Source organism: Pseudomonas syringae (assembly GCF_021605415.1).
Lineage (GTDB): Bacteria > Pseudomonadota > Gammaproteobacteria > Pseudomonadales > Pseudomonadaceae > Aquipseudomonas > Aquipseudomonas syringae_S.
The window spans coordinates 118,870-126,304 of sequence record NZ_WKEQ01000014.1 but is presented as its reverse complement, the minus strand read 5'-3'; the positions used below and the strand labels follow the sequence as shown (position 1 = coordinate 126,304).

4 protein-coding genes are annotated in these 7,435 nt (G+C 56.7%); 2 read left to right on the top strand and 2 right to left on the bottom strand.

Translation table 11 applies throughout. The features are described from left to right. Window positions 1-104: 104 nt before the first annotated feature. Both GIW69_RS12780 and GIW69_RS12775 read right to left on the bottom strand, forming a co-directional pair. Window positions 105-419 (bottom strand): SCP2 sterol-binding domain-containing protein, encoded by a 315-nt coding sequence (locus GIW69_RS12780; RefSeq protein WP_008015934.1) that lies wholly within the window; start codon window positions 417-419, stop codon window positions 105-107. Window positions 420-469: 50 nt separating this feature from the next. Continuing rightward, window positions 470-1,180 (bottom strand): histidine phosphatase family protein, encoded by a 711-nt coding sequence (locus GIW69_RS12775; protein WP_236482998.1) that lies wholly within the window; start codon window positions 1,178-1,180, stop codon window positions 470-472. Between the two features lie 202 nt (window positions 1,181-1,382). On the opposite strand from GIW69_RS12775, the gene sohB reads away from it, so the two are divergent. Then, window positions 1,383-2,414 (top strand): protease SohB, encoded by a 1,032-nt coding sequence (gene sohB, locus GIW69_RS12770; RefSeq protein ID WP_236482996.1) that lies wholly within the window; start codon window positions 1,383-1,385, stop codon window positions 2,412-2,414. 160 nt (window positions 2,415-2,574) lie between these two features. After that, a complete protein-coding gene (locus GIW69_RS12765; RefSeq protein ID WP_236482994.1) occupies window positions 2,575-7,410 on the top strand; it encodes an NEL-type E3 ubiquitin ligase domain-containing protein in 4,836 nt (1,611 codons plus the stop codon). Window positions 7,411-7,435: the final 25 nt, after the last annotated feature.

Genomic DNA, 7,435 nt, shown 5'->3' with positions numbered 1-7,435 from the left:
TCATTTTGGTGCGCACGATTTCATATGCCCGGAAACGACAAATCCCGTCACAGGGACGGGATTTGCTGATCAGCCATCGGCTCTCGTGCTGGAGAGCGAAGGTCTTACGAAGGGAATAGCTCGGACAGTTTCATCGCCAGCATCATGTCGCCTTCAGCGCGCAGTTTGCCGCCCATGAATGCCTGCATGCCGTCGGTCGAGCCGTCGACGATGCCTTCCAGGGTTTCGCCGTCCATCACCAGTGTCACTTGGGCGTCCGGGTTTTCGCCTTCCTGCAACTCGCAGGTGCTGTCTTTCACGATCAGCGAGAAGTTTTTGGTGTCGTCGATGCGGAAACCGAAGACCAGATCCAGGCCGGCAGCAGCGGCTGGGTTGAACTTGGCTTTCATTGCTTGTACGGCGTCGGCTACGGAGGTCATGGTTCGATCCTTATTTGGGTGATTGCAGCGGGGTCACGATTGATCCGGACTCAACGGAAAGTGATGAGTTCCGGTGCCTTCAACAGTTGTAAGTGCGCATGACCGTTGAAGGAAGCCAAAGCCACTTCGCGACCGCGGAATTTCAGCTGGTTGAGCGAAGTGTTGACGATTTGCCAATTCAATTCGAACGCCTGCCTGGCAGGCATTTGTGTCATCAGGTGGAGCAGGGCGGTGATGGTGCCGCCGGAGGTGAACACGGCGATCTTCTGGGTGTTGTCAGCTTGATCCAGAATGCGATGAAGCCCGGCCTGAACCCGCTCGACAAAGCCCAGCCAGCTTTCCAGGCCTGGCGTGTCGTAGGTGCCGGCCAGCCAGCGTTCGATGATCAGGGCGAAGATGCGCTGGAATTCGCCACGGTTTTGCGCGGCGTTGCGCAGGATATCGAGGGCTTCGGGCTCCTCCGGCAACATCGCGGGAAGCAAGGCACGAATCACTGCATCAGCATCGAATTCGTTGAAAGCGGCATCGGTTTCCACCACGGGCACCGGCAGGCCGACGGCAGCAAATTGTTCCAGCGCGCTGCTGGCAGTGTGCTGCTGGCGGCGCAGTTCACCGGACAACACGCGGTCGAAGTTGATGCCCAGTTCCGCCAGGTGTTGGCCGAGGATTTGCGCCTGACGCACACCGGTCTCGGAGAGGACGTCATAGTCGTCCGCACCAAAGGAGGCCTGGCCATGTCGAATCAAATAGATGCTGCCCACGTCCGCGTCTTCCCGGTACGTTGAAGGTTCGGCGAGGTTATGGGGATGACGGTGTGCTGTCAATGAAAAAACATACGCTTGTTTGAAAGGCTCGTTACAGGGCTGTTGCCAAAGGTTTCATGGCTGGCAGCCGGACATGGGCATGGGTATGCTGGCGGCATCCCGCGCGCTGCAAAGCCGCGCATCGTTTGAAGGAGTCCCCGTGGAGTTTTTTGTCGAATACGCCAGTTTCCTGGCCAAGACCGTGACGCTGGTGATCGCCATTCTGGTGGTTTTGGCCAGTTTCGCAGCGTTGCGCAGCAAAGGCCGACGCAAGTCCGCTGGGCAGTTGCAGGTCAGCAAGCTCAACGATTTCTATAAAGGGCTGCGTGAGCGTCTGGAGCAGACTTTGCTCGACAAGGATCAGCTTAAGGCGCTGCGCAAAAGTCAGGCGAAATCCGAAAAAAGCGAGAAGAAGCAAAAAAACGCACCGCAACCCAAGCCACGAGTGTTCGTGCTGGATTTCGATGGCGACATCAAGGCTTCGGCCACCGAGAGCCTGCGCCATGAAATCACTGCGCTGCTGACCCTGGCCACGCCAAAAGACGAAGTGGTACTGCGTCTTGAAAGTGGCGGTGGCATGGTGCACAGCTACGGCCTGGCATCTTCGCAACTGGCGCGCATCCGTGAAGCCGGCGTGCCTTTGACCATCTGCATCGATAAGGTCGCCGCCAGCGGCGGCTACATGATGGCGTGCATTGGCGAGAAGATCATCAGCGCGCCGTTCGCGATTCTGGGCTCCATCGGCGTCGTGGCCCAGTTGCCTAACGTCAACCGCCTGTTGAAAAAGCACGACATCGACTTCGAAGTGCTGACCGCCGGTGAATACAAGCGAACACTCACCGTGTTTGGCGAAAACACCGACAAGGGCCGCGAGAAGTTCCAGGAAGATCTGGACATCACGCACCAGTTGTTCAAGAACTTCGTGGCTCGCTACCGCCCGCAACTGGCCATCGACGAAGTGGCCACCGGTGAGGTCTGGCTCGGTATCGCGGCGCTGAACAAACAATTGGTGGACGAACTCAAGACCAGCGACGAATACCTCGCCGAGCGCGCGAAAAATTCCGAGGTCTATCACCTGCACTACGCCGAACGCAAAAGTCTGCAAGAACGCATCGGCATGGCGGCGAGCGGTTCGGTGGATCGAGTTCTGTTGAGTTGGTGGAGCCGTTTGACCCAACAACGCTTCTGGTAACTCCCTCTATACCAACGCACGGTTCGCCGTGCGTTAACTATGTGTTTTTCATATTCGCATTACTGTTGTTTGGGCAACCCATACCATTCACTATTCGCGCTTTTATTAAAGTGGTTCAACGGTAAGCTGAATTTCTAATTCAGTTTCAAGGTTGTTCAGTATGAGTACGAGTGTGGATGCCAAACCGTTAATGGAAATGACGCCTGAACAACAAGGCGTATTTTATGATTTTTTTAAAAAACACGTACCGGCATGGTTGTTGAGCGCCGATGTAAAAGTACGTGATGCGTTATATCTGGCGCTGATCAAAAGTTTCAAAAGCCGTAGCGAAGCGATGGTTTCGCTGGGCCGCCTGCAAACCCCGGAGGCTTTTTGCACGCCGTTGTTGGAAAAAGCGCTGTTCGATAAGCTGGGTACCCAGGTCGATGTGGCAGGCGTGATTTTTCAGCATGTTCGTTCGACTGAAAGCCTGCTGGGGCTGCGCAAAAAGCTGGTGTTGCCAATCAATCGGGACCTGTTGACCGCAGCGTGTGAAAACTTCGACGAAAGCGAAGAGCTGGCCAGCGAATACCACCCGCGCTCATTGATCTATGTGCCGGAACGGGTCAACGGGAAAGACAATCAGATTCTCGACTTGCAGCCCAACGAGTTCGCAACGATTTGTCGTTCACTCGATTTGGGCAAGCGTTATCGTCAGCACATCGAAACCTTGTTCTTGCCCGCTTCGGTTACCAGCGATGCGCGCAATAAGTGGATGGCGTATGCGCTGGACAATCTGGCAGTCGATACACAACTGGCCTATATGTGCGGGCATATAAGTGCAAGTGTTTACGCAATGCTTGAATTGTTGAGGAAGGATCAAAAATCCATCAAGTTGGGAAGTAACTCGTTAGGCCTGCAAAAAATCAAGATGAATGAGGTGTTGTTCCACGGCGTAGTGTTCATAGGCCCGGTGCGCGAACATGCCGACAACGATTATCGTTGTGTCGTGTATGTGCCGGGCGATCCTTTGCACCCGTTAAAGGAATACTCCAATTTCGACTATTTTCAGTCTGAACTCAGCCGTCGATTGAGAACCGCTGATTTCAAGAAGTTTTTCCTTCGGTTTATCGCCCTGGAAGATCGTGCGGATTTCGAAGAGCATCTTCAAATACTCCATCGCCGCCCGAATCTCGTTTACGTACCGCTGGAGGGAGATGACATTGATGGCGGGCTGTTCCTCGAACTGTATCGCCAGCGCCGCGCGCACCTGTTGGCGGACGCCCGGCTGCTGATAGTGCCGACGGCCGACAAGGATGAATCGGCCCGTATCGCCAGGATGGAGCGCTATAAAGCCATCGGCATCAATACGATCATGCTGCTTTTATCATTCGTGCCGGTGATGCGTGAGGTCATGCTGGCGGTGTCCGCCGCGCAGTTGCTGATGGAGGTCTACGACGGGATAGAAGCGTGGGGGCGGGGTGAGCAGGAGCAGGCAACTGATTACTTGTTCGATACCGTCGAAAACCTGATTCTTTCAGCGACGCTCGCCGCCGGTGGCGCTGCGCTGGGCAAGGCGTTCAAGACCATCAGGGGCACATCGTTTCTGCAACAACTGCGCAAGGTGCAATTGCCTTCCAAAGCCATGCGCCTGTGGAAGCCGGATCTGCGTGTCTACCGGCAACCGCGTCGTCTGGCCAGTGACTTGGTGCCAGACGAGCGCGGATTGATCATGGAGAGCGACAAGCAATACCTTCCGATAGGCGATGATCTCTACGCTGTCGAACATGTGCCCGGCCTCGATAGATGGCAGTTGCAGCACCCGTCATCGTCGGCGCGGTATCAGCCGGAACTCGAAACCAATGGGGCAGGCGCCTGGCGCCACGATTCGGAATTGCCCGCAGAGTGGAATCTGCTGACCCTTATGCGTCGTTTTGGCATCGCTGCCCATGAGGTGCCTGATGCACATATCGATCGTTTGCTTGCCGTCAGCGGGCTGAGCGAAAGCAATTTGCGACAGATGTATGTCGACAACAGGCGGCCAGCGGCTTTGTTGATGGATGTCGTGCTGCGATTCAAGGTCGACAAGGCCGTCACGGATTTCATAAGGCAGATGAAAACCCGGACTGCCATCCCGTTGGCGGATGCCGACTTGCAACTGCACTTGATGACCTCGCTGTCGGACTGGCCGCAGGGAACGGCGATCAGCATCACCAACATCGTCGGACGGGAATCGCAACGGTACGGCGCGGTCGACGCCACGACGATCATCCCTTTGACCCAAACGTCGCTGCGTAAAGGCGAATTCCTTGCGCCGGTTCTCAGCGCCTTGACCGCGCAGCAACGCAACGCGCTGCTGCGCACGGCCAGTCCTGATTCGCAAATAAGGGCGCAAGCACTGGCCGGGCGAATCGCAGCGCTCGCGGGTGAATGGCAACAGAAACTGTTCCTGCGGATCTATCAGCGTACATCCGGCGTGACGAACGCAGAGTCTGCCCCATTGCTCCAGCAGTTTCCGGCCTTGCCTGCCGGCATCGCAGAAGAAATGACCCGCGATGCAGACATCACTGAATGGCGGCAACTGGAGCGTTTCACTGTACCGCTGCGCCTGGCGGAGCAAGCTCAACGCTATCTGCGCATATTGCGCATCAACCGCGCCTATGAGGGGTTGTACCTTGACGCAGTAAGTAGCGCCGATACGAACCGCTTGGTTCTCGATGCGTTGTCGCATTTGCCGGGATGGCCCGCCAACCATTTTGTGCAAATCATGGATTGGGTTGGCAAGGGGTATGAGACCTGGAGCATCGGGTCGGCAAATGCGTCGGACAAAACCCTGATTGATGTATTCCCCGATTATCTGCAGGCTCGCGATGGCGAAGCCAACATACTGGCGGATCATCCGCAGCATACCCGTGCGCTGTATTTTCAAACGCTCTGGGAAGGTCTTCCGGAGTCGTGTCGCGTCGCCTTGGGCATCACGGTGCAGGATGATGGCGTGACGCTACGCGATAAGGTCATTGCTGTAGCACGGGATCGCCGCGCAGCGTTTTCCCGTTTGCTGGAACCTGACGCGGGTCTTCCGGACGATGCAATGGGCGGAGCACTGGCACCGCAGGTGCTGCCACCTGCAATCGCCGCGCCTGTTGCAATCGGCAATCCGGCGCTGATACATCGCGCCCGTCAGCTTTACCCAATGCATACCCCAGGCCAGATCGATCGCTTTCTGGTGACACTGGGCAGCAACGATGTGCTGCGCACGCGAAAACTCGAAGCCATGCGGCTTGAATACACGAAAATGCACAACGACTTGAGCGGTTGGGTCAGCCGTGACACCCGTTATTCGCCCGCCCGCGGTTCCCGGCTCACGGTGCCAAGGCATAGCAAGATGCGCGCTGCCCGTGAAATCATTCGTGCCTGGCGCAAAGAAACCACGACCGTATTTACCGACCTTGGGCTGACGTACGTCCTGTCGTTACCCGCCGAATTGCTCGGTGACCTTCCGGTTATCGTCGCCGATTTCAGCCATGTCACGAATTTGCAGATGAGCAAGGTGGGCGCGAGCGCCGGCCTGACCACGTTCCTGCAGAACTTCAAGAACTTGCGCACCCTCAATCTCAGCAGCAATGAACTGACGCGATTGCCGCTCGCCATCGACGCGATGACCGGATTGCAGCAGTTGGATTTGAGTGACAACCAGATTCGCCTGACGGCCGATGCGGTGTCGCGTCTGAGCGGCATGACAGAGCTGCGCGAACTGAATCTGAGTTTCAACCCGCACCTGGCACGGGCACCTGATGTATCCCGAATGAACAAGCTCGAACACCTGGCGCTGCGCAATACAGGCATTTCCGATTGGCCCGCAGGTGCGTGGAGCCTCGGCAGACTGATGACAGTGGATGCCCGTGATAATGCGATCGAACAGATTCCAAGCGCGTTGTTCGCATCGCCTGTGGCGTTGCACCACGGCGTCAACGTTTACGGAAATCCACTGTCGGCAGCCAGTTTGCATAGCGTTGCCGAGTATCAACACGCCCGCAACGTAAGTCTGGGGATCATAAGTTCCAATTACGGTCAGCTGATCACCGCCGTATTGAGCCCGGCAGCCCAGCGCGCCCTCTGGTTGTCCGGCCTGCCGCTGCTGGAGGCCACCGTCAAGCAAACCATTTGGGATCTGCTCGCGGAAGAACCCAATTCCCGGGATTTTTTCCTTGTGCTGACCCACATGCGTGTATCGGCGGATTACTCGGCGGGCTTCAGCAACCTGCGCTCGCGTGTCTGGAACATCGTGCAAGCGGCGGCAGAAAATGAAAACCTGCGCCGATCCCAATTCAACCTCGCCCGGGTCGGTCGGGTCACAGGGCGTGACTACTTGTTACTGTTCAGCGCGCTTGAGGTTCAAACCCAGTATTTCAGGGCAATCATGGCCGCTCGAACCGGCGCGCGAACGCTTGAAGGGGAGTTGGTGTATCTGCTCAGGGGGCTGTTTCGCTTGCAGGAAGTCGAACGTCAGGTGCGGATCGACCTCGCAAGCCGTTCGCGAACGACAGTCCTAACCCAGCAACAGGGCCATGAATTGAGCCTGGCGTATCGTGTCGGCTTGGCTGAACGACTGGATTTGCCGGCTCAGCCGACGCGGCTCGACAGCCGGCTGTCTGTCGAGGTCACCACGGTGCAACTCGATCATGCCTATCGCAAGGTCATCGAAGCCGAACGCACAGATGCGTTGACGCGCTATATCCGCGGGCAGGGTCTCTGGAATGATTATCTGCGCAGCACGTATGCAGATCGCTTCATCGATACCGACCAGCGATTTGTGGATGGCATGGCATCGCTGCAAGCGCAGGTGGATCTGACGGGTGCTGTTTTCAGTCAACGCATGAGAACGCTGTTCGAGAACTTCAGGAATGAACGGCAAGCACTGTTCAACGAACTGACCGAAGAGGCGCTGGGGAGAAATCCGGGGCTGGATTTACCGCCTGTGGATCCGGTGGCGGTTGCGGAAAAACCTGACGGTTGATTCTGGAGGCAGTCAAACCTTGAGC